Raw genomic sequence first — 25,402 nt, 5'->3', positions numbered from 1 at the left:
GTTTATGGAGACCAAGGCCAACTACGTTCTGATCGGTGTCTTCACCTTGCTGGGGGTGCTGGGCGCGGTCGGGCTGTTGCTGTGGTTGGCCAAGATCGAAGTGGACCGGCAATACGCCTACTATGATATCCTGTTTCAAGACGTGGCCGGACTGGCCGCGGCGAGCGACGTACGCTACAGCGGTTTGCCGGTGGGTCAGGTGATCGAACTGATGCTGGACGAAGAGGACCCCTCCCGCGTTCGCGTGCGCATCGAAGTGGATGCCGACACACCGGTCAGCACGGAGACAGTCGCCAGATTGCAGGCCCAGGGTGTGACGGGCGTGAGCTATGTTGCATTGTCAGGCGGGTCGATCATGGCACAGCCACTAACAGAAGATGCGGTCATCCGCTCCGAACGCTCGCCCTTGCAGTCGGTTTTCGAAGGGGCGCCTGAACTGCTTGAACGCGCGATTGCGTTGCTCGAAGACGTCAATGCCGTTTTCGACCCCGAAAACCGGGCGGCTGTCAGCACCATCCTCGATAATCTGGCGACATCATCGGGTCGATTGGACGGCGTGCTTGGCGACTTTGAAACCTTGTCCAGTGATTTGGGCTCGGCTGCGCGCGAGGTTGCAGCCTTCTCAGACCGGCTTGCGCAGCTGGGGGATACGGCGGAAACGACGCTGACGACCGCCACCGAAACGCTGGACAGCGCGGGGGAGGCGTTTGAGAGCGCCACTGATACGATTGCGACCATCGATACCTTCACGAAAGACCAGCTTACGCCGCTGGCCTCCGATCTGCGCACAACCGTGCAGACAGGGGAGCGGGTGATCGAGGGGCTTGGCGAAAACGTCGGCGCCGTGACGGAGCGGTTAGGTGTGCTGGCGGACGATGGGCAGGCAGCGCTGGCCTCCGCGACGCAGGCCTTTGACAACGCGACCGAGACGCTGGCGTTGATCGACACGGCAATGCGGGATGCATCCGAAACGCTGAACTCGGCCGATCAGACGTTCTCCTCGGCAAATGCGCTGATCGAAGATGACTTCGGCACGATCATCAGCGATCTGCGCGGCGCGGCAACGGCCTTCACCACCGCCGTCGAAGGGGCCGCAACCAATATCGACGCCATTTCCGATGAGGTCCTCGCAGCATCGCAATCTGCGGCGAGTTTCACCGATACGCTGGACGAGGTGGTGACAGGGAATGAACGACAGGTGTCCGAGTTCCTGCGGTTGGGACTACCAGAGTTCCTGCGCTTTACCGAGGAGGCGCGCAGCCTTGTGGTCAATCTGGAACGCCTTGTGAACAAGATCGAACGTGACCCCGCGCGATTCCTCCTTGGCACCCAAAACTCCGAGTTTCGCCGATGATAACACATAGTATGAAATGGATGAGGGGGCTGCTGCTGTTGACGATGTTGGCGGGCTGCACGGGGCTGGCAAGCCTGACCGAGGTTGCCACGCCGACAGACCTCTACGTGCTCAGCCCCAAAAGCACGTTCAGCGCATCTCTGCCCCAGCTGCGCGATCAGATCGTGGTCAATCAGCCAACCGCAACGGCGGCGGTGGATACCGATCAGATCGCCGTGCAACCCACGCCGCTGCAGGTTCAATATCTGCCCGGTGCGCGCTGGGTCGATCGGGCCCCACTGATCGTTCAGGCATTGTTGATCGAGAGCTTTGAGAACACCGGCAAGGTGCCCGCGGTCGGAAGCTCCACAATTGGTCTACGTGCAGACTATCTGATCGTGACGGACATTCGCGAGTTCCAGGCGATTGTGCCGGTTGGTGCGGAAGGGTCTGCGCTGCAGATCGATGTGCGCCTGAACATCAAGATCATCGATGCCTTCTCGGATCGCATCATCGGATCCCGGTCTTTCGAGGAAATTGTCCCCGCCGCCTCGGATACGCCCGGCGACGTGACAGCAGCCTTCGACGAGGCGCTTGGCGATACCATGCGCGATGCGATTGAATGGAGCATTCGCGAAATCGCGCGCCATGCCGCCACATCGCCCCGCTAGTTTCGGATAGGAGCTTTGCGGGTTACAGACCCTCGGTTTTCATTGCGTCTATTCATCTAAAGCGCGGCGTTTAAGCCTGTATCGGAGTTTTGTCGCCGATCCGGCGGTCGATGCCAAATTTCTTGGTGTACAATGCGGGCATTTCTACCAATCTTTGCAACCATATGGCGATGCCAGGTGCAAACCTATCAGACGCTGCAACAGCAAACATCAGGGAGATAATAATGACCAAACATGGAATTTTGGCTACCTCGACACTTCTGACGCTGGCTCTTTGTCCCCCAATTTGGGCCGCGGACACACACCCTGTCACGGGAGAGCCGCTTGCCGAGGATCAGACCTTTCAATACCGGCTGCTGGACCAGTTCCCGTCGATTGACCCGCAACTGATCGAGGAAACGGTTGGCGGCCACCTCGCGCGCCAGTTGTTCGAGGGGCTTTTGACCCAGAATGCGGACGGCACATTGCGCCCCGGGGTGGCCGAGGAATGGTCGTCCGAGGATAATCAGACCTGGACCTTCAAGCTGCGCGAGGATGCGCGTTGGTCCAATGGCGACCCGGTGACCGCGCAGGATTTTGTCTTTGCTTGGCAGCGCGCGGCCGATCCGGCGACCGCATCTGAATACGCCTGGTATGTGGAGCTCAGCCAGATCACCAACGCAGCGGCCGTTATTGCCGGTGACGCAAGCCCGCAAGAGCTTGGGGTGCGCGCGCTGGATGATCGGACGCTGGAGGTCACACTGGCCCAGCCGCTACCCTACTTCCCGCAGATGGCTGTGCATTACACCTTCATGCCGACGCACCAACCGACGGTGGAGGCACATGGTGCGGGCTGGACCAATCCGGCGAATATCGTCTCGAACGGGGCCTATACGCTTGATGACATGGCGACCAACGAATTTGTGCGCCTGGTCCAGAACCCGGAATACTGGGGCGCGGAGGATGTGATCATCACCGAGATCACCGGCTTTGTGATTAACGATGCAAATCAGGCGTTGACCCGGTTCCAGGCGGGCGAGTTCGACATGATGGATGATCTGCCCGCGGGCAGCTATCCGCGCCTTGAGGCAGAGACGCCGGATGTGGCGCATTCTGTGCCCCGACTGTGCTCGTACTATTACACAGTGAACCAATCCGAAAGCGGCCATGAGGCGCTGCAGGACCCGCGCGTGCGCACGGCACTCAGCTATATGATCAACCGCGAGGTGATCACCGATCAGGTGCTCAAGGCAGGTCAGGCGCCGGCCTTCAGTTTCACCCATTGGGCAACGGCGGGCTTTGAGTTGCCGGCCATCGAATACGCCCTGTGGAGCCAGCAGGAGCGGATGGAAAAGGCCGTGGCGCTGATGGAAGAAGCGGGCTATGGCCCGGACAATCCCATTGAGCTGAATCTGATCTACAACACCTCGGAAAACCACAAGCAGATTGCAACCGTGATCAGCCAGATGTGGCGACCTTTGGGGGTCACGACTGTGCTGAACAACTACGAATGGCAATCCTACCTGGACATTCGGGGCAATCAGAATTTCGACATCGCACGCTCGGCCTGGTGTGGGGACTACAACGAGGCCTCGACTTTCCTCGACCTTCTGACCTCGAACAACGCCAACAATGACGGCAAATACGTCAGCGAAGAGGTCGACCGGCTGATGGCCGAAAGCGTCACGATGTCCGACCCGCAACCGGTCTATACGCAGGTCGAACAGATTCTCGCTGAGGATATGGCGATCCTGCCGATCTATCACTACACGCAGAACTTCGTGCTCGACCCGACCATCAAGAACTGGCCGATGGAGAACGTGGAAAACAACTGGTACGTGCGGGACATTTACCGCGTCGCACCTGAGTGATGCTCATCGGAGCGGGTGACTTTGCCCGCTCCAGAGCTACCTAATTTAGATGATTGTCTTCATAATCAAGCGCCTGGTGGTCGCGATCCCGGTTCTGCTGATCCTGATCGTCTGCACATTCGTGCTGATGTATGCAGCCCCCGGCAGCCCTTTCGCGACCGAGCGCGGCATCCCCCCGGCGGTCCTTGCAAATCTGCAGGCGCAATATGGGCTGGATCAACCCTTTCACATGCAGATCTGGCGCTACATCACCGGTGTCGTGACCGAATTCGATTTTGGTCCCTCCTTCATCTACCGCGATCAGGATGTGAATAGTCTCATCGCTCAGGGCTTTCCCGTGACGTTGACCTACGGGTTCTGGAGCTTTCTGGTCGCGGTGGTGGTGGGCGGCGCGCTCGGCATCCTCGCCGCCGTACGTCACAACACCTGGCTCGACTATCTGGCGGTGGGCATCTCGATCGGGGCGCAGGTGTTGCCCAATTTCGTGCTGGCGCCGATCCTGGTGCTGACCTTCACGCTTTGGCTCGGCTGGTTGCCGGGTGGGGGCTGGCAGGGTGGCCAGTGGCAATTCGTGATCCTGCCCGTGATTGCGCTCTCGACCAGTTTCATGGCCTCGATTGCCCGCATCTCGCGGGCCTCCATGCTCGAAGTGCTGACCTCGAACTACATCCGCACCGCCCGGGCCAAGGGTCTGCCGATGCGGCGCGTGATCTTCCGCCACGCGCTGAAACCCGCGCTGCTACCTGTGATCTCTTACCTCGGGCCCGCTTTCGTGGGTATGATCACCGGGTCGGTGGTCATTGATATCTATTTCTCCACCGGTGGCATTGGGCAGTTCTTCGTCGCCTCAGCGCTCAACCGCGACTACGGCGTGATGATGGGCATCACCATCCTGCTGGGCGCGCTTACCATCTTCTTCAACCTTCTGGTCGATGTGCTCTATGCCTGGATCGACCCGAAAATCAGGTATTAGGCCGATGTTTGCGACCAAATCCATCGCTGATGATCTGGCGGGCGCGGCTCCGATCAAGGGCCGGTCGCTCTGGGCCGATGCGCGGCAACGCTTCTTTCGCAACCGGGCGGCGGTCGCCGGGCTGATTGTACTGATGCTGGTCACGGCCTTCGCGCTGATCGGTCCGTTTATCGCGCCCTGGAACAATGAAGACATCGACTGGAACGTGCTGGGCAACATCATCGAGGCCGGTCGGCCTTCGCTCGAAAGCGGCCATTGGTTCGGGACCGATCCCGTGGGCCGCGACCTCTTTGCCCGTACCGTGCAAGGCACCCAGATTTCCTTGCTGGTGGGCATCGTCGGCGCGCTGATCTCGGTGGTCGTGGGCACGCTCTACGGGGCAATCGCGGGGTATTTCGGCGGGCGCATCGATAATGTGATGATGCGGATCGTCGATGTGCTGATGTCGATCCCCTATATGTTCGTCCTGATCCTGCTGCTGGTGGTCTTTGGCCGCTCGCTGCTGATGCTCTTCATCGGCATCGGGCTGATCAGCTGGCTGGACATGGCCCGCATCGCCCGGGGCCAGACGCTGACACTGAAGGGCAAGGCCTATATCGAAGCGGCGGTCGCCACGGGGGTGCGGCCTTTCACCATCATCCTGCGCCACATCATCCCCAACCTTCTGGGTGTGGTGATCGTCTATGCCACGCTGCTGGTGCCCTCGATGATCATCTATGAAAGCTTCATCAGCTTCCTCGGCCTCGGTGTGCAGGAACCGCTCACAAGCTGGGGCGCGCTGATCAATGACGGCGCCTCCGAGATGAACAACGGCACGCTCTGGATGCTGCTGGTGCCACTTTTCTTTTTCGTGATCACGCTCTTCGGCTTCTTCTTTGTCGGCGATGGGCTGCGTGACGCGCTCGACCCGAAGGATCGGTAATGACAAACTTTCCGAAGGACCGGTAACCCATGGCACTGCTCGACGTCACCGATCTCACCGTCAGTTTCGACACCCCCGATGGGGTCGTCAAAGCCGTGAACGGCATGAACCTCACGCTCAACGCCGGCGACAGTCTGGCCATCGTCGGCGAAAGCGGGTCGGGCAAGACCCAGCTGGCTTTTGCAATCCTTGGGCTTCTGGCCAAGAACGGAACGGCTGCGGGATCTGTGCGGTTTGACGGGCAGGAGATTCTGAACCTGCCAGAGGCCAAGCTGAACGCGATCCGCGCCAATGAGATCGCGATGATCTTTCAGGACCCGATGACCTCGCTCAATCCCTTTATGCGCGTTGGCGACCAGATGGCCGAGGTGCTGATGCTGCACAAGGGCACGTCAAAGCGCCAGGCGCTGGATGAAAGCGCGAAAATGCTCGATGCAGTGCGCATCCCCGACGCGCGCGCGCGGCTCAGGATGTACCCGCACGAGTTCTCCGGCGGGATGCGTCAGCGGATCATGGCCGCGATGGCGCTGCTTTGTCGTCCCAAACTCTTGATTGCGGACGAGCCGACCACGGCCCTCGACGTGACCGTGCAAAACCAGATCATGAACCTCATGGCTGAGATCCAGCGGGATTTCGGCACGGCGCTGATCCTGATCACGCATGATCTGGCGATTGTCGCAGGGTCCTGCCTTGAAACACTGGTCATGTATGGCGGGCGGGTGATGGAGATTGGCGCCACCGATGATGTGTTCGAAGCACCCTCCCATCCTTATACGCTGGGCCTGTTGAAAGCAGTGCCGCGCCTCGATGTGCCCCAGGACAAGCTGCAGACCATCCCGGGGGACCCGCCCGATCTGACAGCGCTGCCGCCGGGGTGCCCCTTCAGTCCCCGCTGCCCGGCCAGCCATGAACCTTGCCTGCAAGCCATGCCGTCGCTCGAAGGGTTCGGCACCGGGCGCATTCGGGCCTGTCACGCTGCACTGGAGGCCGTAGTGTGAGCGCGCCGCTGCTTGAGGTCCAGGACGTCAGCGTCACATTCGACGTGGCCCGGCAGGGTAGTTGGCCCTGGACGCCACCGCATGCATTGCAGGCCGTGAAGCAGGCTTCGATCATGTTGGAGCCGGGCCAGACACTTGGCCTTGTGGGCGAAAGCGGCTCGGGCAAATCAACGCTGGCACGTGCGATTGTAGGCACCGTACCGATCAGCACCGGACAGGTGCTGTGGCGCGGCGAGGATGTCGTCGGCTTGAGCGCGGCCCACCAACGGGCGCGCGGGCGGCATGTTCAGATGGTTTTTCAGGATCCGCTGGACGCTCTGAACCCACGGATGACCGTGGGCCAGATCGTCGCCGAGCCGCTGCTGACCCATTTCCCGGACCTCTCGAAGGAAGACATCCGCGCCAAGGTCGGTGGAATGATGGAACGGGTTGGCCTCCTGCCTGCGCTCATCAATCGATACCCGCATGAGTTCTCAGGCGGGCAATGCCAACGGATCGGGATTGCTCGCGCCCTGATCACCGGTCCTGAACTGCTGATCTGTGATGAACCGGTCAGTGCGCTGGATGTTTCCGTACAGGCGCAGGTCGTGAACCTGCTGCAGGATCTGCAGCGCGACATGGGGCTCGCGCTTTTGTTCATCGCGCATGATCTTAGCGTCGTGCGGCATATCTCGCACCGGATCGCGGTCATGTATCTGGGCCGGATTGTGGAGACCGCAGCGGCGCCTGAGCTGATCGCAAATCCGCGCCACCCCTACACCAAGGCACTGATCGCCTCGGTGCCGATCCCCTCACCAAAAGCGGAACGACAACGCCACCGCCCTGTTCTGGAGGGTGAGCTGCCGTCGCCAATGGCGCCACCGTCCGGCTGTGTTTTTCGCACGCGTTGTCCCATCGCCCGCGCGAGCTGCGCAGAGACGATGCCCGCGGTTGCAGTGCTTGAGAACGACCACTTTGTCGCATGCCCCTATCATTCCGAAGGGGAAACGCCCTCATAAACGGACCATACGACGACAGATCGGGTGCAATACGCTGCTGAACAACCCGCAACGCGGCTTGCTTTCGAAGCCAAAGTTCGTCGTTTTGCATCTGCTCCCTAGGGACGGATCGCCATCCCTCAGTTGGCAGTTCGCCGAGTTGGATATGTTGGAGCGAATTCATTTTCGTGCCAAGCTCGAATAAGGAGCGCGCAGGCTTGTCGTCAGTAATCAAACTGCGGGATACCGCATCAGTTCTCCATTGGTTGATCAATCACGCAAGCAGGCTTTCCATCTTACCTAAAGACCGCCGAAAGCTGGCAGTGCGGGGTAACAAATGTCGACTGTGTTCACAGTCAGGGCAGTGCGATCACATTTGAAACAAAGCTAGCGCTGAATGCTCTCAAGATAGAAGAGTAGGCCAGCCAAGGCACGGGGTGTCGGGGTAAATACGCCGTCAATTTCCACCGGAACCAAATCTTCCGCCATTGCGCCGCCAAATTGCGGCATCACGCGCGCAAGGTGGCCTTGTTGCGGATCGCCATAAATATAGCTGAGAGCACGCGCTGCGGGAAAGACGCCACCATTTCGACGGCTCAGCTCTGTCAAATCGGTTGGCACAGCCGACAAATCGTCTGCGTTCTGCCCATCGCCCTGTCCTGTTGCGCCATGGCACGCGACACAGTTCTCGGCAAAGAAAGCGGCACCATCTGAAGCGTCCGGCATCGCTTCCTCCGTGCAAGAGAATAGTCCCATGAGCAGGGGAACAAGCAACACTTTTTTCCAATGGTTTGCGGGCACAACAACTCCTTCCTTTTTTGAGTTGTATTCATTTTCGTGAAAATGAGTTCGCTACCATTGACCCATGTCAAACCGCGCGTATCGCGCGGGGAATTTCCCTTATTGGATAAATGACACTCTTGAAATGGACTTCGGATTGCACGCACCTTCAAAGGAGGAGGGCGGGGGCGGAATGCCCCTCTTGCTCAGATGGATAGGTTTCAGGCGTTGTGAATATCTGCTGAGATTGGTCCAGCTTCAAGTCTGCGCCTTCTTCCAGTCGCCAATCTGCCCGCGCCTGAATTCCAGCCACACATACGCCTCGGAGCCGCCGTTCAAGAAAGGGCTGGACTGCGGAAGATGAGCCTGACCCAATCTTGCAATGCCCACACCTAGAAACACGTGTAACAGTAGGATCATTTATCTCCGATAAGGTTACGCAACCAAACACCTAGCTCGGAGGCGGTTCGGATTGTCTCAGGATGATCGTTGTAAATCACGCTGTTCGGCATACCCGCGTGCTGCGCATCCTCAGGATCCTGAACAATCGTTTGTCCCCCCATGTCATAAACAACCTGGGCTCCCCTCATGCCGTCTTTCATTGTTCCGGAAAGCACCACCGCGATGCCGCGCCCCCCGTATTCCGCAGCAAGTGTCATGAACATCGCATCGATGGACGGACGAAAGCCCGAGTCCCGGACCACATCGGACAGATGAATCCTCTGGTTTTGAAACAACGCATGTTTTGCTCCGGGAACCACATAGATCCACCCCTTTTTCAGGATGTCGCCGTCCATGGTCTTTCTGATCTTAAGGGAACTCTTGGACTTCAAAATCTCGGTAAGTTTCGAAGATGGTTCGCTGTGGACCCCAATGACAATTGGGGCGTCCAGATCCGCGGGCAGTTCGGCAATCAGTTCCTGAATAGCCTTCAGACCACCCGCAGAGGCACCGATTGCCACGACATAATTGAATGAAGTTTCTCGTTCGTCATCAGGTTGCGGGTGTTCCATGACCGTAGCATAGGGCCTCGGCGCGCATTCGCAATCATTCACGCGTTCGGGGTGATTCAAAGACTACTGGCTAGACAGAATTCACTGGTGGGTGTTGGCAGAAAAGGACCTCTTGCCGCCGCGCTTTCTGTTCTACTTTTTACTGCTGATGACACGGGTTTCGACGTCATCACCATCCACGCCTTGCAAAGACAATTGTAAGGCAAAAATCTCGAAACGCCGGTGGATCGAAAATATCGAGGGGGAAATGCCATTTCCCCCTCGCACGGTCCTATGCCATCAGCGGTTCAGGAATTCGAGGTCGAATTTGTCCACATATTCCGGAGCCGGGTTGTCCTCGTGCAGCGCTTTGACGATGCCGTAGATCATCAGGAGCAAAATCACCGCGATGGGCAGACCGGCCACGATGGAGGCCGTCTGCAGGGCACTCAAACCTCCGGCCAGCATCAGCACGGCAGCTACGAGACCCGCAGTCAGACCCCAGAAGATGCGAAACTTGACCGGCGGATGCTCATCTCCCATCGACAGCATCGTGCACATCACCAACGTCCCGGAATCCGACGATGTCACGAACCAGGAGATCAGCAGGATCGTGATCAGCACCGTGATCGGATAGGTCAGCCAGTCAAAGCCAAACCCCGCAACGGTGGCAAAGACACCAGCGGCGTAGTCATTGTTCACCGCGTCCACAACACCGGCGTTATTGAACAGATCCACACCGGTGGCCGCGCCGCCAAAAACGCCCATCCATAGCATCACAACCGAGGTTGGAATGAGCAGCACGCAGAAACAGAATTGCTTGATTGTGCGTCCCTTTGAGACACGGGCAATGAAGAGCCCGACAAAGGGGCACCAGGCAATCCACCAGCCCCAGTAGAAGATCGTCCACCAGCCCTGCCATTGCACCTCTGGATCGCCATTGATCCAGAAGCCCATCGGGATGACATTCCACAGATAGTCGCCAAAGCCGGAGATCGTGATCCCCAGCAGGAAGGCCGTTGGCCCGAGAATAATGAAGAGGACCAGCAGGCCAATCGATGCCATCACATTGCATTCCGACAAAATGCGCACGCCCTTGCCCACGCCGGAGGCTGCCGACGCGGTGCCGAGGCAGGTAATGATGGCGACGAGGATCAATTGGTTGGTTTGCGTGTTCGCCATCCAGCCAAGATTTTCCAATCCGGCGGCAATGGGCGTGACCCCCAACCCCAGCGATGTGGCCAGACCAAAAATGGTGCCAAAGACGCCGATAAGGTCAACCAGATGACCCCAGGGGCCGTAGATCTTCTCCTTCAGCACGGGGTAGAGCGCTGTGCGCAGTGTGAGCGGCAGGTCGCGACGGTATGAAAAGTAAGCCAGACATAGGCCCACAAGCACATAAAGACCCCACCCATGGAACCCCCAATGGAAATTGGTCACGGTGACGGCCTTGACCGCAGCATCCACGCTGCCGGCTTCATATCCTGCGCGTTCCATGAAGGGGCTGCCCTGAATGTGGAACATCGGCTCCGCCACACCCCAGTAAATCAGGCCTGAGCCAAGCCCGGCTGAGAAGAGCATACAGATCCATGAAAATGTCGAGAAATCCGGCGTGTCGTCATCCTTGCCCAATTTCACGTCGCCAAAGCGGCTGATCATCAGCCAGATGACGAAGAACAGCGCGGCATTCACCACGATCACATAGAACCAGTCCATCGTGTTGATGATGAAATCCTTGCCCAACAGGAACACCTCCGAGGAGCGTTCGACGTCCATGATCGTATAGCCGACAAAGCCGATGATCATGATCATCGACAAAATGCCCATGACCGGGTTCATCCCGGCAAACAGCCCGGACTTGGCAACAAGATTATCGGGTTTTTGTGTTGTTTGTTCACTCATTTTCTTACCTTTTTCCTGTTGGTCCGCGCTTAGCGCACAGTTCCGGCCGCGCCCTGACGGGCTCCGGCGGATGTCCAGATCTTGAATGCTTCTTCGAGGCGGGCGTGATTGGCAGCCCACCATTCGGCATCCGACCGGATGAAAGCCTGGTCCTCATAGGCTGGGCCATTCGGGATCTGCGCCAGGGTCTCCGCGCTGAGCAGGTCAAGCGAAGAGTTGCGCGCCGGGCCGTTTGGCAGGTATCCGACCATGTCAGCCAGGGCTTGCGTGCTGCTGGCGTAGCGGATGAAATCTATCGCTTCCTCCTTGTAGCGGCTGCCCTTCGGGATGCCGAAGAGATCAAGCTCGATCACCCGCCCATCCATGTTCACCGAGAAGTCCGCACCATCCTCCTGAGAAGCCGTCGCCCCCGTCGTCGCCCAGATCATCGACATTGCGACATCGCCGGAGTTGAGCATGCGGACGGGCTCGCGCCCCGCGCTCCAGAGCTGCAAACCCGACCGGATATTGTCCATCATGTCAAAGGCACGTTCGACACCCTCTTCGGTCTCCAGCATGGGGTAGACGTCTTCGCGCGCCACGCCATCCGCCATCAGAGCCCATTCCATGATGACAGATGGATCGTTTCGGATGGCCCGTGCCCCGGGATAGGTGTCGACGTCAAAGAAGTCCTGAATGGTGCTCGGCGGACTGTCCCCATAGGTCGAATTGCTATGCGCAAAAGCCGTGGCCCAGACGATCACACCCACGCCACATTCATTCAGCGCGCCGGGCACAAAATCCTCGCTCGCGGCTGTCCCATCCGCGCCGGTTGGCAGGTCGATGTCCGAGAGATTTTCGAGCAAACCCTCGCGGCAGGCGCGCAGGCTGTCGGCTTGGGTCAGGTCCACCACGTCCCAGATCACATTGGCGCTTTCGACCTGATCGCGGATTTCATTGATCCCGCCGTTGTAATGCGCCACATGCACGCTGGTGTTGTTTTCCTGCTCATAGGGGCGCACAAAGCCCAGCATCTGGCTCCGCATGTAGGGGCCGGTCCAGGAGGTGAAGGTGATTTCTGGCGCAGGCGGTGCGACAAGTGTTTCCGCCCCTTGCGCTTCCTGAGCACTGGTGATTCCCGGTTGAAATATAAGAAACAGCGCCGCGCATGCCGCTGGTCGCCATCGATAAGCACGCTTTCGACAGTTGAGCATAAATTATCTCCCTTTCAGGCTATTCTTTTACCGGGACGTAAGTGATCAATGTTGGTTACACAGCGCGCACAGCAGTGCCGTTGACCGCAGATTTCAAATGCTGGTCAAAGGCCCGTTTTTCTCTGTGTTGCTTGATCGACATTTCACCGTCCCATCGCCACCATCGACCCAGAATGCATGAACAAGCAAGAAAATTTTGTCTAAGCTAGGTGCGCCTGAGCCTGCGATGGGACCAATCGGCTATGGGCGTTCAGGTCTTGATAGCCTGGGGGCCGCAACCCCACTTCAACAATGAGAAACTGCCAGCCTTCCAAGGCTGCCAGTTTACGCGAAGGGGATCGAAGCCGAATGGCTGAAACCCCGCAGCGGGTTCAGTTCGCGAGAGCCAGACCCGACCTATTTTGGGGTGGGTTCCTTCATCCACATTCTTAGAAAGGATAGAATACGCGGATTGAAACGGATTGATTGTATCAATGAGACGGACGTCCAAGTCTCGAACATCCATCACGTACCGCCTAGTTCCATCCAATAGATGAGTGTTTGGTTTGATTTCGGCGCCTTCTTCTTCAAGCTTGTCAGGGTCTTTTTGTAGTCTCAATCGACCCTATCGCAGCGACCACGCGCTGCCGTGCTGCCTCCTGATCATCCTCTGGCAGATTGGAATAGCACAGTCGCACAACTTTCATTGTGCGAACAATTGTTGTTTTTCAGGGATCGCATCATCGTTGAACAAGGCCTGTTCAACAGTTGGCTTATCGGGATTGCATTCGTATTCCTCGTACCCTTTCGGCGATGTCCGAGGGAATGCTCATTCGGATATGGTATACGCCGTTCAGCAATGTAGGGTTGGGCACTATCAGTCTCATCATGTACCGCCTTCATGTACCAGTGGTGGCAACGCTTCGCCCTTAAAAACAGGGACAGTCCTAAAAACAAGGAGACAAACTGGTGCTGCTGGAGAGAATTGAACTCTCGACCTCTCCCTTACCAAGGGAGTGCTCTACCTCTGAGCTACAGCAGCGCCGATGCGGTGGCTGATTAGACCCAATCGGACATCTGCGCAAGCCTAATCTGGACCCTGCCTGCACCCTGCGGTAGACAAGCGCCATGGCGAAGAAAACAGACCCCAAAACGCCCAACGCAGCCGCGGACACGCGCGAAGACCGACTCAAGGCTGCGCTGAAAGCGAACCTAGCGCGGCGCAAGGCGCAAACGCGCGCGCGGGCAGGCGTGAAAGGGGCGCAAACAGGCAACCCGGTAGCAACCGGATCAGAAAAGGACGCATAGGCGTATGGATTCCATTCTTGTTACAGGCGGCGGCCCGCTTTCCGGGCAAATCCCCATTGCGGGTGCCAAAAACGCCTGCCTGACGCTGATGCCAGCAACGCTGTTGTCTGAGGAACCGCTGACTTTAATCAACGCGCCGCGCCTCAGCGACATCCGCACGATGACCCAACTGCTGCAATCGCTGGGCGCTGAAGTCACATCTTTGCAAGGCGGTCAGGTGATTGCCCTGTCCAGCCACGACATCAATAACCACACAGCACACTATGACATTGTACGTAAAATGCGCGCGTCTATCCTGGTGCTGGGGCCGATGCTGGCGCGCGAGGGTCACGCCGTTGTGTCGCTACCGGGGGGCTGTGCGATTGGTGCGCGACCTGTCGATCTGCACCTCAAAGCGCTTGAAGCGATGGGGGCGGAATTGGAGCTTAGAGATGGCTATGTGCACGCCAAAGCGCCACGCGGATTACAGGGCGGCACTGTCGATTTCGATTTCGCCTCAGTCGGTGCCACCGAAAACGCATTGATGGCGGCCACCTTGGCCAAGGGCACAACCGTGCTCAACAATGCCGCGCGCGAACCCGAAATCGTGGACCTGGCGCGCTGCCTCCGGGCGATGGGCGCGCGCATCGCGGGTGAGGGGACGTCGATCATCACCATTGAAGGTGTCGACCGTCTGGGCGGTGCCACGCACACTGTTGTGACCGACCGGATCGAATTGGGCACTTACATGTTGGCGCCTGCGATTTGCGGTGGTGAGGTCGAGTTGTTGGGGGGGCGGATCAATCTGGTTGAGGCCTTCTGCGAAAAACTCGACGCAGCAGGAATTGATGTTGCTGAGACGGAAAACGGATTGTCGGTCAAACGCCGCAACGGTGATATTCGCGCGGTCGATGTGACGACGGAACCCTTTCCGGGCTTTCCTACGGACCTGCAGGCGCAGATGATGGCGCTTTTGTGCACAGCGAGCGGCACGTCTGTGCTGGAGGAAAAGATCTTCGAAAACCGCTTCATGCATGCGCCGGAATTGATGCGGATGGGCGCGGATATCGAAGTGCATGGCGGGACCGCAACGGTCACAGGTGTCGAGAAGCTCAAAGGGGCGCCGGTCATGGCCACAGATTTGCGCGCCTCCGTCTCTCTGATCCTCGCAGGCTTGGCCGCAGAGGGCGAAACACGTGTCGGCAGGGTTTATCATCTCGATCGCGGCTACGAGCATGTGGTGAAAAAACTCTCCGGCGTCGGCGCGAACATCGAACGGATTTCAGACACATGACAGACGCACGTTTTGAGGACAGCCGCGAGGCGCCGTTAAATCTCGGCGCGCTGGATTCCGAAGATCTCTCGGTGATCTCGGCGCTGGTGCAGGATGCGGTATTCCCAACCGGTGAAATGCGCTGGGATCGTGCTGCCAACAGGTTTGCGCTGCTGATCAATCGGTTCCGGTGGGAGGAAGGACCCGCGCGTGTTGCTTCCCCGGAACGCGTGCAATCGCTTCTGGTCTTCGAAGGGGTCACCGCCGTTGCCAGCAACGGGATTGATCGCAAGGACACCGATACGGTTCTGTCGATCCTCTCGACCAGTTTCGAGGAAACGGAAGCGCCTGCGGGGCATGTTCTGCTGACGCTGGCCGGTGATGGTGCCATTCGCCTCGCCGTGGAAGCCCTTGAGGTGACATTGAAAGATGTGACCAAGCCCTACCAGGCGCCCTCAAAGAAAACACCGCAGCATCCCGAATAGGCCATTCTTCTGGCCGCAAATATCCTCGCCGAAGGCACTATTCTCTTCTGGTGATCCGCCAAAGGTTCCAAAATGCCAGTTTTTTTGAACACCGACGACGCAGATTTCGAAACCGGTTTTCAAGCGCTGCTCAGTGCAAAGCGTGAGGACAGCCCAGATGTGGATGATACGGTGGCCGCAATCATCGCGCGGGTGCGTGAGGAGGGGGATGCCGCGGTTATCGACCTGACCCAAAAGTTCGACCGACTCAGTCTGACACCAGATACCTTGCGGGTGTCTGACGCAGAAATTGCCGAAGCGGCCGCCAATGTGCCACAGGATCAGCGGGATGCGCTCAGCCTCGCCGCGGACCGTATTCGCGCCTATCACGAACACCAGCGCCCAGAAGACAAAGAGTGGACAGATGACACGGGCGTAACGTTGGGGTGGCGCTGGACGCCGGTTGCCGCCGCGGGGCTTTATGTGCCGGGTGGGCTGGCCTCCTATCCATCCTCTGTGCTGATGAACGCCGTGCCCGCCAAGGTTGCCGGGGTGCCGCGCCTGGCGATGGTCGTTCCTGCGCCCGAAGGTGAGTTGAACCCGCTGGTCTTGGCGGCGGCACAGTTGGCGGGTGTCGATGAGGTTTACCGGATCGGTGGCGCGCAGGCCATCGCGGCGCTGGCCTATGGCACGCAATCCATCGCGCCGGTGGATAAGATCACCGGACCGGGAAATGCCTTTGTCGCCGCCGCAAAGCGCAGGGTTTTCGGCAAGGTCGGCATCGACATGATTGCGGGCCCGTCCGAGATTCTGGTAATTGCCGATGCCGACAACGACCCCGATTGGATTGCTCTGGATCTGCTGAGCCAGGCCGAACATGACGAAAGCGCGCAATCCATTCTGATCACGATCGATGCCGCTTTCGGGCAGGCGGTGGCCGACGCGGTGAACACGCGTCTGGAGACGCTAAAACGCCGAGTGATCGCGGGACCAAGCTGGCGCGACTTCGGCGCGGTCATCACGGTGCCGGACCTTGCAACAGCCGCGCGTCTGACCGACCGGATTGCGCCCGAACATCTGGAACTTTGCGTCGCAGATCCCGAGAGCCTGAGCGCCCAGATCACCCATGCCGGTGCGATCTTTCTGGGGCAGTGGACGCCCGAGGCCATCGGCGATTATGTCGGCGGACCCAACCACGTCCTGCCCACTGCCCGGTCGGCGCGGTTTTCCTCCGGCCTTTCGGTGCTCGACTTCATGAAGCGCACAACACTGGCCCGAATGACGCCCGCCGCGCTGCGCGCCATTGGCCCGGCGGCGGAGGTATTGGCCCAGACCGAAAGCCTTGAAGCACACGGTCTGTCGGTTACGGCGCGGCTGAGAAAACTCAACGAGGGCTAGCGGTCTTCTTGATCATTGCGCACGGGCGCGCACCTACGCTAAGGATTGTCGACTGACTTGTACCCGCGTAAAGAATCCTGACCATGTCCCGTATATCTGAGATCATTTTAGACGATTCCGGCCTGCCACCTGCGACACCGGAAATTGAACAGGAACGTCGCGTTGCGATGTTCGACCTGTTGGAAGACAACACATTTGTCCTGCCCCAAAGAGATGGACGTGTGGTGCCGGACGGCCCCTATCATGTCGGGCTGGCAATCCGCGACAAGCGGCTGGTCTTTGACGTGAATACCGAAAGCGCGGAAAAGGCGGCGGAGTTCCACCTGTCGCTTGGGCCCTTCCGTCAGGTGGTGAAAGACTACTTTCAGATCTGCGAAAGCTATTTCGAGGCCGTCAAGAAGTTGCCACCCAGCCAGATTGAGACCATCGATATGGCGCGGCGGGGGATCCACAACGAAGGCTCGCGGGTGTTGCAAGAACGCCTTGAAGGCAAGGCGGAGGTGGATACCGACACGGCGCGCCGCCTCTTCACGCTGATCTGCGTTTTGCATTTCGGGGGCTGAATGAGGCAGGAGCTTCCCCAGTCGGTCCTGTTTTGTTGCGATCACAACGCAGTGCGCTCACCGATGGCCGAGGGGATCATGAAAAAGCTCTATGGCACAGGCACCTACGTGCAATCGGCGGGCGTGACCAATGATATGGAAATCGACGGGTTTTCCATCGCGGTCTGCCAGGAGATGGATGTGGAGCTGTCCAGGCACCGCAGTCGCAGTTTTGACGAGATGGAAAACTGGGGCGATGATCTGGGCTCGTTTGATCTGGTGATCGCGCTCAGCCCGGCCTCCCAACGCCGCGCGCTGGATTTGACGCGGTTTTATCATCTGGACGTCGAATACTGGCCGATCCTTGATCCGACGGGCCTGGGCGAAACGCGTGAGGCGAAACTGGTGAGCTACCGGCAGGCGCGGGACCAGATCATGGAACGGCTCATCGCCCGCTTCGGTCCACCGACTGAGATGATCTGAAAGGACCCAATGCCACATATCGTCAAGCAGTATTTCGACGCGTTCAATGCCAAGGATATCCCGGCGATGCTGGCGTGCCTCTCTGATGACGTGGCCCATCACGTCAATGAAGGCACGGTGCGCCTGGGCAAGGAGGCCTTTGCTGAATTCTGCACCCATATGGCGCTCTGCTATGATGAAACGCTGGTGGATATGGTGATCTTTGAGGCGCCGGAGTTTGATCGGGCTGCGGCGGAATATGTTGTCGAGGGTCGCTATATCACCACCGACGATGGTCTGCCCGAGGCCAGAGGCCAGCGATATACTTTGACGGCGGGGTCGTTCTTTGATCTCGCGGATGGGAAAATCACACGGGTGACAACCCGGTACAATCTCAACGACTGGATTTCGCAGGTATCCTGAGGCGATGGCGCTCGACATCCGCCCTTTGACCGGTGACGCGCTGAAAAATGTGCTGGCGGAAGTGGCCGCACTTCGGATTGAGGTGTTTCGCGACTGGCCTTATCTCTACGACGGCGATGCGGCCTATGAGCAAGCTTACCTGAGCCACTACGTTGAAAGCGCGGGCGCGCTGGTTGTGGGCGCTTTTGATGGCGCGCGGCTTGTCGGGGCCGCAACCGGTGCGCCGCTCACGGATCACGCGGATGATTTTGCCGGCGCCTTCGCTGGCACGGGCGTGGCGCTTTCGGAGGTATTTTATTGCGCAGAAAGCGTGTTGTTGCCTGCATATCGCGGGCAGGGGGTTGGACACGCTTTTTTCGATGCCCGCGAAGCACATGCGCAGGCGTTAGACTACTCAAGGGTCTGTTTCTGTTCGGTTATCCGACCCAAAGACCATCCAGAACGACCAGTAGATTACAGGCCGCTGGACAGGTTTTGGCGCAAACGGGGCTATGCGCCGCTGCCAGATGTCATCGCGTCATTTTCCTGGAAAGACGTGGGCGAGACAGAAGAGACGGCCAAGCCGTTGCGGTTCTGGATGCGGGAGCTGTGATCTGAAGCTCACAAAGGGGTGGTCCTAAACCCCTCGGCAGAGCGCGCCGGCGGTTTCTGCAAAGGTCTTCCAAGCCTCCCAGAACCGTTCGTTCTTGGGCGTGCCGGACTGGCGCACCTCTTGCAAAAGGTGGGGCTCTTCGAAGTATTGCAGCCCGCGCTGCTGCTGTGACGCACTGAGCGTGCGATTGGCGGCGTGCTGAATACAGCCGCAGCGTTCCGGGGTTGCATCGGGGCGTCGCTGGATCAGACAGGCAGATTGAATGGGCCCTGACGAGAACGTGTTTGCATCGCTGATGTTGAGACGCCCAGGCACCGGTTCAGGCGCCCTGCCGGAGCATCCAGCCACCATCAGGCCAACTGCTGCTACTATTACAAACCCCTTCAACATCTGATCCGATGCCCCGCTTTTTAGCCTTTTCCTAAAGCTATGCCGCAGGCGCGGCCAGGTTGCAATTGCACAAAAGGCGCAATTTCACCTGCCCGCCCAGTCAGATCGCGCGCAGAGATGGGGTCAGAACTTCCAGCGCGCACCGATGACCATCACGTCAATGTCTTCGACAGGCGTCGACGCTTCGGTAAATTCGAGGGTCCGATATGTCGCATAAACCTCCAGGTTCTGGTCATCGAAGCGTTGCACCACGCCCAGGCCCACCGAGGAGCTTTCCGATCCGGTGATGGCGAAATCATTGCCTTCGTAGACGTCAACGGAAAGCGCGGTCGAACCGACCGTGAACCAGTTCTGGATGTATCCCAGTTTGACATAGACATAGTCGTCATCGCCTTCTTGCTGCCGTCCGGTGGAGACCGCAGCGTTCAAGCCGCTCGGCTCATGCAGCACGGCCAGTGAGCCAAATGCGACCTCTTCGTCGCTGTCGATCCAGGAGTACCCCAGACGACCATCGACCTTGATGTCGCCATAATCGCGTGCATATTTCAGACCAAGATCATAGAATTCACGATCATCGCCCTCGCGCAGGACCTCTTCGCCCGCGGAGGCGCTGACCGAAAACCCGTTGAAGTCCGGTGTGTCGTAGCGGATGCGGAACCGCCGTGCGCCGTCAAAGTTCGAAAAAGCGTCCCCCACATCGACACCGGATGCCGCACCGCCCAAAGGTCGGAAATCAATGCCGCCTGCCAGATCCCCCAGCGCGGAATAGGCGATCACCGAGGTGCCGGAAAAATCTGCCTCCGCAAACCCATCCGTGGCCGTGCTGCCCTGACCGAAGGAGAACGCGCCGATGGTTGGGGTCGTATAAACCACTTCGACCTTGCGCAGTTCGGTGCGGCGCCAGTCGAATTCCAAATCCGTATCGTCAATCGACACGGACCCGGATCCGTTCAGGCCCACGGCCGTTTCAAAATGAAATTTGAGCTTTGCGCCATTGGCGAGCGGGGATTCCCAGATGGCCCCAAACCGCGTGTTGGAATTGTCATTGTCGGTGATGAAGCTTTCGCTCTGGGTACCATCATCGACGCTGAAAAGGCCAAAGTTGAGCTGCCCGTAGAATTTGAAGGTCGCGTCCTGGGCGCTGGCCACCTGTGGGGCTGCAATGGCCAGGCCACCGACGACGGGGGCAATGGTGCGGAGAAAGGGGGAGTGGCTCATTGGAGACCTCATATTCAGGGATTTACAGGAGCGACTTAAGAATTGCTCCGCGCCGTGCCACTGCGCAATTTCGCACATGTCCTGTCAAATTATACGCATGCTCTTCAAGAAACCCAGAAATTTCAACTATGAAGGGTAAAATTTTCGCATCCGTGGGACCGCAGAGCTGAATTGCTGGGTCAGGCCGCGATCGTGTTCGAGCCGCCGCATCCTGCGTGCATGCTATTCTCGGAAACTGTCTGGGTAATGGTTTCACGATTGGATAGCCGGAGCCCCGGGGACGCACAATAGATTCAGTGCGCTCAATTTAGTGTATCGCGTCCGAACCGAGGGGCAGGAAGCGAAGCGCCCGCCCCGTGGGGGCGGTTCGGGCGCTGCCCAATCATAGATTGGGCATAGACTATGCGTCGGGTGATGTAGATGAGCTATCCAAGATCGCCTTGGCTGCCTGACCTGGTTTCATCTGATTGCTGATTAATCCGCCGACGACGCCGCCCGCCGTTGCGCCAAACGGACCGCCTATCATTGCGCCAATACTTGTACAGCCAAGAATGATCCCAACAGGCACTGTTGCTTCTGCAAAATTTTCAGGTTCGGCATAACGTTTCGCTATGCCGGGAACCAGCGCGCGATACTGGCTTAGCCAACTAGCGGCCTTATCACCGGTTTCACGGATGGTGATGTCGGTTTCATCCGGGAGCATACTCATAAGCTCTGATAGCTTTACCGACAGCTGGTCGATGAAGCTTAGTAGCTCTTCACGATAATCCGGCTCCAATCCGTTCAGACCTCGTACTCGTTCGCGGTACTCGTTCAACTGTTCCAAGACGCTTGCAACGGCGAGGGCAATCGCATCGCGGTTACTCGCAATCCGCTTTGCGATGGCTTCCTTTTGTGCTTCCGACGGTTGAGATGCTGTTTCTTCCGACCCAATCGATTGAGCAGCGTCAAATTCCTTGCGGATTTCCGTGATACGTTTTGCCACGACGCTGGGTCCAGCGTCCCACTCGTCATCCTTTATTTCGAGCGCAATCCGCTGAATCAAAGCCCACGGGAGCGGCGCGCCATTCATAATCCCTTGGTACCATTCAATCCAGAAGGCCAAATTTGTTCCTTCCCGGCCCATTTGGCCGCGCAGATCGCTCCACTCATCGCCGAGGATACCAGTCTCCCTGAACGGGTCGTCGGAGTCGGGATAACCAGATGACCACAACACATCCCAGTTGAGTGGATCTTCGATATCTTGTGTGGCGCGTTCAAAAGAAACGGGGCCAATTTGGTCATAGTCAACCACTTGAGAACAGCGTTGCAAAGCTTCGGCTGCGTGTCGAGCGGGGGGTGGTGAGACGATGCAATTCAATGCACTCTTGCTGGCCAATTTGGCATCCTGACGTCGCGTACCGTCAGCCTCAAGTGCGTTGAGAGCAGCAATGGCCGATGCGGCGCGTACCTCAAGGACATCGAGATCAAAGGGTTGCATGGTGGATGCTGCGCTTGCGATCACTCCGGCGCGAAAGCAGTTAAGAACAATCGCGAGGTCTGCACCTTGATCGCCCGAGGCGTCGTTGTAGAGGCCCGGTAGAGCACGCAACGCGCAACGTGTTGCGAACCAAATCTGAGTTTGGTGGTCCTGTTGCTCCAGCCATTTTAGCGCTGTTTCTTGGTTCGTAATCTCAACCATCACGCACTACCTTGACCGCCCCGTAAAACCCCTACATATCCTCACCATGACACCGCTTTCACATATCCGCAATTTCTCCATCGTCGCGCACATTGACCATGGGAAATCCACGCTGGCCGACCGGCTCATTCAGTCCACGAATACGGTGGCCGACCGGGATATGAAGGAGCAGATGCTCGACAGCATGGACATCGAGCGCGAGCGCGGCATCACCATCAAGGCGCAGACCGTGCGCATCAACTACACCGCCCAGAATGGCGAGGATTATGTCCTCAACCTGATTGACACCCCCGGCCACGTCGATTTCGCCTATGAGGTCAGCCGCTCCATGCGCGCGGTCGAAGGCTCGTTGCTGGTTGTGGACAGCACCCAAGGGGTCGAGGCGCAGACGCTCGCCAATGTCTATCACGCCATCGACGCCGATCATGAAATCGTGCCGGTGCTGAACAAGATCGACCTGCCCGCGTCGGATTGTGACCGCGTGGCCGGGCAGATCGAGGATGTCATCGGCATTGATGCCTCCGGGGCCATCCAGGTCTCCGCCAAGACCGGGCAGGGGATCATGGAAACGCTGGAGAGCATCGTCCAGAACCTACCCGCGCCCACGGGCACGCGTGATGCGCCGCTGAAGGCGATGCTGGTGGACAGCTGGTATGACAGCTACCTTGGCGTGATCGTTCTGGTGCGGATCATGGACGGGGTGCTGAAGAAGGGCGAACGCATCCGGATGCTGTCGAACAACTCCACCCACCACGTGGACCGCATCGGCGTCTTCCGCCCCGAAATGACCGTGATCGATGAGCTTGGGCCGGGCGAGATCGGCTTCCTGACCGCCTCGATCAAACAGGTCCGCGACACCCGCGTCGGCGACACCATCACCCATGAAAAGAAGGGCACCGAGGACGCGCTGCCGGGTTTCAAACCCTCGCAGCCCGTGGTCTTCTGCGGCCTCTTCCCGGTGGATTCTGCGGAGTTCGAAGACCTGCGCGATGCCATCGAAAAACTGGCGCTGAACGATGCGTCGTTCTCTTACGAAATGGAAACCTCTGCCGCGCTTGGGTTCGGCTTCCGCTGTGGCTTTCTGGGGCTGCTGCACCTCGAGGTCATCCGCGACCGGATCGAACGTGAATATGACATCGAGCTGATCACCACGGCGCCCTCCGTCATCTACCACATCCACATGAAGGATGGCGAGATGATGGAGCTGCACAACCCCGCCGACATGCCCGACCTCACGCTGGTCGATCACCTTGAAGAGCCGCGCATCAAGGCGACCATTCTGGTGCCAGACGACTACCTCGGCGATGTGCTGAAACTCTGTCAGGACCGGCGCGGCATCCAGATGGACCTCACCTATGCCGGATCCCGCGCCATGGTGGTCTACGATCTGCCGCTCAACGAAGTGGTGTTTGATTTCTACGATCGGCTGAAATCGGTGACCAAGGGTTATGCCTCATTTGACTACGCGATGATCGGCTACCGGCAGGACCAGCTGGTAAAAATGTCGATCCTGGTGAATGACGAACCCGTCGATGCGCTCTCCACCATGGTGCACCGCGACCGGGCCGAGCAGCGTGGCCGCGCGATGGTCGAAAAGCTCAAGGACCTGATCCCGCGCCACATGTTCAAAATCCCGATTCAGGCGGCCATTGGCGGCAAAGTGATTGCCCGCGAGACGCTCTCAGCAATGCGCAAGGACGTGACGGCGAAGTGCTATGGCGGCGATGCCACGCGGAAGCGCAAGCTGCTGGACAAGCAGAAGGCGGGGAAGAAGAAGATGCGGCAGTTTGGGAAGGTGGATATTCCACAGGAAGCGTTTATTTCGGCGTTGAAGATGGACGGCTGAAGCTCACATATTCAGTTCTCTGAATCAGTTTCTAGTCGACGTGAAAAAGCATCAAGTTTCGCCTGTTCTACCTTCAGTTCGTATTCGACTTGCCTTCTTTGGGCGCGGGTCTCTGAAGCATTTCGCGCAAGCGTTAGGCCATACTCCTTCGAGATGTCTAGACAAAGGTTCATATAGTTGGCTATTAAGACTGCGCTGTCGTTTTCGCCTGTGCTCCTTGAGTCTTCCAGGATTTCACTAGCGGGAGGTGAAAATATTTCACCCATCTTGGTGCTTGCATTTATGCAGAGCTCCAACGGGACAATGAAATTTAGTGTCATCAGCAAATCTGTCATTTGCTCTTCATAAAAGTCCTCGTTAACAGCAGTATTCATTCTTGCTTCGCACAGGCGGAACATCCCGTCCCGAATTGCTTGAATTCCTTGTGTTCGCCGAAACAATGCCTGCGTTTTGGGGTCAGAGGCAATATCCATCATCGCCTTAGCGGCATCTTCTTGCGTATTACTCGATGCACTGCTCATTGAAATGCTTGAAGCGAGTTGTGTGGCAAAAGCTGACATAGTGTCAGGGGCGGGTTCCGCGCAGGTAAATTGCCCTCTCGATATGATCGAGCGGCGTGATCCATCTACAGTGAGCGTGTGCGCTTCACCTATTGCATGATCAATTGCCTTGAAGGAATTGTGTAAACCAAAAAAGTAAGGTGCAAAAAAAGTGAGTGTAATAGCGAGTGCGACAACGAGAAACCAACCACTGGTGTTTAAGTGAAATTTGCTCAAAATATAACCATCCTTTCCAAAAAAAATCGGAAGCCCTTGGTTTATTTTATTCCATTATAAATATTTAGGCCGTCTATCTTTTTTTGAATTCTCAAGTTGCGAGTATTTATTCCCGATGAAGGCGGCGCAACCAACGGAGTAGATTGATTCATGCCATCAAATGACTTCGGCATGAACTTGTCTTCGATATCATTCTTAGCTCCAAACTGCGAGAAGCTGGATGCCTCAAAGCTCCGCTTCCACGTTTCATATTCCTCAATTTGCTCTAAGCATTCATTCTCGCATTGAGCCATAAGGTGCCCAGCTGGAGGTAGTGTGATGACCGTTTCGGCTCTTTTCTCCGAAATTGCGCCTCCAAAAGAGATTCCTATTGCTGCCGAGATGGATAAATATACTACAAACACTCAGATGCTCCAAAATATTCTTTGATACTACCAAAAGTTGAAGGAAAAAGAAAGCTTAATCACATTCTAAATTGTT

25 protein-coding genes and 1 tRNA gene are annotated in these 25,402 nt (G+C 57.8%); 16 read left to right on the top strand and 10 right to left on the bottom strand.

All coding sequences use genetic code 11. From position 1 onward, the window contains the following. Nucleotides 1-4: 4 nt before the first annotated feature. The 7 genes from Q1A63_RS16205 to Q1A63_RS16175 all read left to right on the top strand — a co-directional run bounded on the left by Q1A63_RS16205 (nucleotide 5) and on the right by Q1A63_RS16175 (nucleotide 7,745). Nucleotides 5-1,354: an MlaD family protein gene (locus Q1A63_RS16205; RefSeq protein ID WP_298975775.1), complete on the top strand. Its 1,350-nt coding sequence runs from the start codon at nucleotides 5-7 to the stop codon at nucleotides 1,352-1,354. Next, nucleotides 1,351-2,004, top strand: a complete 654-nt coding sequence (locus tag Q1A63_RS16200) for an ABC-type transport auxiliary lipoprotein family protein (protein ID WP_299632231.1) — start codon at nucleotides 1,351-1,353, stop codon at nucleotides 2,002-2,004. The genes Q1A63_RS16205 and Q1A63_RS16200 overlap by 4 nt, the downstream gene beginning before the upstream one ends. 224 nt (nucleotides 2,005-2,228) lie before the next feature. Beyond that, nucleotides 2,229-3,854 carry a peptide ABC transporter substrate-binding protein gene (locus tag Q1A63_RS16195; RefSeq protein ID WP_298975780.1) on the top strand — a complete coding sequence of 542 codons (1,626 nt, stop codon included), beginning with the start codon at nucleotides 2,229-2,231 and terminating at the stop codon, nucleotides 3,852-3,854. A 49-nt stretch (nucleotides 3,855-3,903) separates the two neighbouring features. Further along, entirely contained in the window at nucleotides 3,904-4,827 is a 924-nt protein-coding gene (gene oppB / locus Q1A63_RS16190; RefSeq protein WP_298975782.1) for an oligopeptide ABC transporter permease OppB, read from the top strand. 4 nt (nucleotides 4,828-4,831) lie between these two features. Further along, nucleotides 4,832-5,749, top strand: a complete 918-nt coding sequence (locus Q1A63_RS16185; protein WP_298975785.1) for an ABC transporter permease subunit — start codon at nucleotides 4,832-4,834, stop codon at nucleotides 5,747-5,749. Between the two features lie 29 nt (nucleotides 5,750-5,778). Next, nucleotides 5,779-6,747, top strand: a complete 969-nt coding sequence (locus Q1A63_RS16180) for an oligopeptide/dipeptide ABC transporter ATP-binding protein (protein WP_298975788.1) — start codon at nucleotides 5,779-5,781, stop codon at nucleotides 6,745-6,747. Then, nucleotides 6,744-7,745, top strand: coding sequence for an oligopeptide/dipeptide ABC transporter ATP-binding protein (locus Q1A63_RS16175; RefSeq protein ID WP_298975791.1), 1,002 nt, complete (start codon nucleotides 6,744-6,746; stop codon nucleotides 7,743-7,745). Before Q1A63_RS16180 ends, Q1A63_RS16175 begins: the two co-directional genes overlap by 4 nt. Nucleotides 7,746-8,111: 366 nt before the next feature. Here the strand turns inward: Q1A63_RS16175 and Q1A63_RS16170 are convergent, their stop codons facing one another. The 5 genes from Q1A63_RS16170 to Q1A63_RS16150 all read right to left on the bottom strand — a co-directional run bounded on the left by Q1A63_RS16170 (nucleotide 8,112) and on the right by Q1A63_RS16150 (nucleotide 13,612). Then, nucleotides 8,112-8,450: a cytochrome c gene (locus tag Q1A63_RS16170; RefSeq protein WP_298975793.1), complete on the bottom strand. Its 339-nt coding sequence runs from the start codon at nucleotides 8,448-8,450 to the stop codon at nucleotides 8,112-8,114. 470 nt (nucleotides 8,451-8,920) lie between these two features. Further along, nucleotides 8,921-9,517: a chemotaxis protein CheB gene (locus tag Q1A63_RS16165; RefSeq protein ID WP_298975796.1), complete on the bottom strand. Its 597-nt coding sequence runs from the start codon at nucleotides 9,515-9,517 to the stop codon at nucleotides 8,921-8,923. Between the two features lie 279 nt (nucleotides 9,518-9,796). Beyond that, nucleotides 9,797-11,398 carry a BCCT family transporter gene (locus tag Q1A63_RS16160; protein WP_298975799.1) on the bottom strand — a complete coding sequence of 534 codons (1,602 nt, stop codon included), beginning with the start codon at nucleotides 11,396-11,398 and terminating at the stop codon, nucleotides 9,797-9,799. 29 nt (nucleotides 11,399-11,427) lie between these two features. Next, nucleotides 11,428-12,591 (bottom strand): extracellular solute-binding protein, encoded by a 1,164-nt coding sequence (locus Q1A63_RS16155; protein WP_298975802.1) that lies wholly within the window; start codon nucleotides 12,589-12,591, stop codon nucleotides 11,428-11,430. A 946-nt stretch (nucleotides 12,592-13,537) separates the two neighbouring features. Further along, nucleotides 13,538-13,612 (bottom strand) — tRNA-Thr (locus Q1A63_RS16150). An 86-nt stretch (nucleotides 13,613-13,698) separates the two neighbouring features. Here Q1A63_RS16150 and Q1A63_RS16145 point away from each other — a divergent pair. The 8 genes from Q1A63_RS16145 to Q1A63_RS16110 all read left to right on the top strand — a co-directional run bounded on the left by Q1A63_RS16145 (nucleotide 13,699) and on the right by Q1A63_RS16110 (nucleotide 19,011). Further along, the gene (locus Q1A63_RS16145) at nucleotides 13,699-13,878 is read left to right on the top strand and encodes a hypothetical protein (protein WP_298974308.1); all 180 of its coding nucleotides are present in this window, start codon (nucleotides 13,699-13,701) and stop codon (nucleotides 13,876-13,878) included. A gap of 4 nt (nucleotides 13,879-13,882) precedes the next feature. Next, nucleotides 13,883-15,151: a UDP-N-acetylglucosamine 1-carboxyvinyltransferase gene (murA, locus tag Q1A63_RS16140; protein WP_299632230.1), complete on the top strand. Its 1,269-nt coding sequence runs from the start codon at nucleotides 13,883-13,885 to the stop codon at nucleotides 15,149-15,151. Then, nucleotides 15,148-15,615, top strand: coding sequence for a DUF2948 family protein (locus Q1A63_RS16135; RefSeq protein ID WP_299632229.1), 468 nt, complete (start codon nucleotides 15,148-15,150; stop codon nucleotides 15,613-15,615). The genes murA and Q1A63_RS16135 overlap by 4 nt, the downstream gene beginning before the upstream one ends. Nucleotides 15,616-15,687: 72 nt before the next feature. Further along, a complete protein-coding gene (gene hisD, locus Q1A63_RS16130; RefSeq protein WP_299632228.1) occupies nucleotides 15,688-16,992 on the top strand; it encodes a histidinol dehydrogenase in 1,305 nt (434 codons plus the stop codon). Nucleotides 16,993-17,075: 83 nt separating this feature from the next. Continuing rightward, nucleotides 17,076-17,555 carry a UPF0262 family protein gene (locus tag Q1A63_RS16125; RefSeq protein WP_298974302.1) on the top strand — a complete coding sequence of 160 codons (480 nt, stop codon included), beginning with the start codon at nucleotides 17,076-17,078 and terminating at the stop codon, nucleotides 17,553-17,555. Continuing rightward, complete coding sequence (locus Q1A63_RS16120; protein ID WP_298974298.1) at nucleotides 17,556-18,017, top strand: low molecular weight phosphatase family protein; 462 nt, start codon at nucleotides 17,556-17,558, stop codon at nucleotides 18,015-18,017. Between the two features lie 9 nt (nucleotides 18,018-18,026). Next, nucleotides 18,027-18,419, top strand: a complete 393-nt coding sequence (locus Q1A63_RS16115) for a ketosteroid isomerase-related protein (RefSeq protein ID WP_298974297.1) — start codon at nucleotides 18,027-18,029, stop codon at nucleotides 18,417-18,419. A gap of 4 nt (nucleotides 18,420-18,423) precedes the next feature. Continuing rightward, on the top strand, nucleotides 18,424-19,011 hold the full coding sequence (locus tag Q1A63_RS16110) for a GNAT family N-acetyltransferase (RefSeq protein WP_298974295.1): 588 nt from the start codon (nucleotides 18,424-18,426) through the stop codon (nucleotides 19,009-19,011). A 24-nt stretch (nucleotides 19,012-19,035) separates the two neighbouring features. Here Q1A63_RS16110 and Q1A63_RS16105 read toward each other — a convergent pair whose 3' ends face one another. From Q1A63_RS16105 to Q1A63_RS16095, 3 genes are all read right to left on the bottom strand, one after another. Then, entirely contained in the window at nucleotides 19,036-19,362 is a 327-nt protein-coding gene (locus Q1A63_RS16105; RefSeq protein ID WP_298974292.1) for a hypothetical protein, read from the bottom strand. A 162-nt stretch (nucleotides 19,363-19,524) separates the two neighbouring features. Further along, complete coding sequence (locus tag Q1A63_RS16100) at nucleotides 19,525-20,619, bottom strand: porin (RefSeq protein WP_298974290.1); 1,095 nt, start codon at nucleotides 20,617-20,619, stop codon at nucleotides 19,525-19,527. A 400-nt stretch (nucleotides 20,620-21,019) separates the two neighbouring features. Beyond that, nucleotides 21,020-22,300 carry a hypothetical protein gene (locus tag Q1A63_RS16095; protein ID WP_299632227.1) on the bottom strand — a complete coding sequence of 427 codons (1,281 nt, stop codon included), beginning with the start codon at nucleotides 22,298-22,300 and terminating at the stop codon, nucleotides 21,020-21,022. A 46-nt stretch (nucleotides 22,301-22,346) separates the two neighbouring features. Between Q1A63_RS16095 and lepA the strand changes: the two genes are divergently transcribed. Next, on the top strand, nucleotides 22,347-24,146 hold the full coding sequence (gene lepA / locus Q1A63_RS16090) for a translation elongation factor 4 (protein ID WP_298974287.1): 1,800 nt from the start codon (nucleotides 22,347-22,349) through the stop codon (nucleotides 24,144-24,146). 11 nt (nucleotides 24,147-24,157) lie between these two features. Here the strand turns inward: lepA and Q1A63_RS16085 are convergent, their stop codons facing one another. Next, a complete protein-coding gene (locus Q1A63_RS16085) occupies nucleotides 24,158-24,922 on the bottom strand; it encodes a hypothetical protein (RefSeq protein WP_298974284.1) in 765 nt (254 codons plus the stop codon). Between the two features lie 41 nt (nucleotides 24,923-24,963). Next, nucleotides 24,964-25,326: a hypothetical protein gene (locus Q1A63_RS16080; RefSeq protein ID WP_298974281.1), complete on the bottom strand. Its 363-nt coding sequence runs from the start codon at nucleotides 25,324-25,326 to the stop codon at nucleotides 24,964-24,966. Between the last annotated feature and the right edge of the window lie 76 nt (nucleotides 25,327-25,402).

Source organism: uncultured Roseobacter sp. (assembly GCF_947499265.1).
Taxonomy (GTDB): domain Bacteria; phylum Pseudomonadota; class Alphaproteobacteria; order Rhodobacterales; family Rhodobacteraceae; genus Roseobacter.
The sequence above is the reverse complement of the archived record's forward strand: the minus strand, read 5'-3'. Positions and strand labels throughout refer to the sequence as shown.